Annotated in this window: 1 protein-coding gene; it reads right to left on the bottom strand. The window is 74.7% G+C overall.

Features of this window, described 5'->3' with window-relative positions; genetic code table 11:
• Positions 1 to 1059 (bottom strand): MMPL family transporter (locus tag ACSNOK_RS33175; protein ID WP_436784498.1); only part of this gene is annotated, 1059 nt, incomplete at its 3' end.
• Positions 1060 to 1117 lie beyond the last annotated feature (58 nt).

The following is a 1117-nucleotide window of genomic DNA, read 5'->3' on the forward strand; positions in this document are numbered from 1 at the left end:
GCCCAGGAACGGCACCCGCCCCTTGCCCACCCGGTCCCCCAGCCACGACAGCAGCGCGGGCAGGACGGTGACCGACCCGGTCATCGCGACGAACACCACGAGGATGGTCGCGAGCGCGAACCCCTCGAAGAGCATCAGCCCGGACAGGAACATGCCGGCCATCGCGACCATCACCGTGAGGCCGGAGACGAGCACGGCCCGGCCGCTGGTGGCGGCGGCGATGCGCAGGGCCGTCTCCGGGTCGTGTCCGGCGGCTCGTTCGTCGCGTTCGCGTCGCAGGTAGAAGAGGCAGTAGTCGACGCCGACGGCGAGGCCGATGAGCAGCATCACGGAAGCGGTCGTCGGTGAGACGTGCAGGGCGTGGCTGGCGAGGGCCAGCAGGCCGTTGGCCGCGATGAACGCCGTGACGGCGAGGCCGACGGGGAGCAGGGCGGCGACCACCGCGCCGAAGACGACGAGCAGGATGCCGAGGGCCAGCGGGACGGCCGTCCATTCGGCGGTGGCGAAGTCGTCGCCGAGCATGTCGTCGAGCCACTTCCCGGCGACGGCCTCGCCGTACTCGTCGAAGACGAGGTCGGGGTGGGCCTTACGGGCCTCCGCGACGGCGTCGACGACGGGCCCCACGCGCTCGCCCGCCGTCGCCGGGTCGCCCTTGACGGCGAACCGGATCAGGGCGGCCCGGCCGTCGGCGGACGGCACCGGCGGCTTGCGGCCGGTGGTGACGCCGGTGGCGTCGAGGGCCCGGCCGAGCCCGTCGGCGGCGGCGCGCCAGTCGCCCGGCGCGCGCCCGGTCACCATGACCGTCTCGCCGGCGGGTTCCTCGATGCCCGCGTCGGCGAGGATCCGCTCGGCGCGGGCGGAGCCCCCCGCGCCCTGCTCGGCGACGGTCATCTCGGCCGTCCCGGCCATGCCGCCGAGCCCGGCCGCCAGTACGACGAACAGCAGCCAGCCGAGGACGGCGGTCCGGCGGTGCCGCGCGCTCCAAAGACCCAGCCGGGCGGCCGGGTTGGGGCGTGGCACGGGCCGGGGTTCCGGCCGGTGGGGTGTGTGGATCGTCATGTCCCTGACGCTAGGAACGGAAGGGGCGCCGCCCCAGCCCTGTCTCTTATGCACATCT

This window comes from Streptomyces sp. URMC 126 (assembly GCF_051386555.1).
GTDB lineage: Bacteria > Actinomycetota > Actinomycetes > Streptomycetales > Streptomycetaceae > Streptomyces.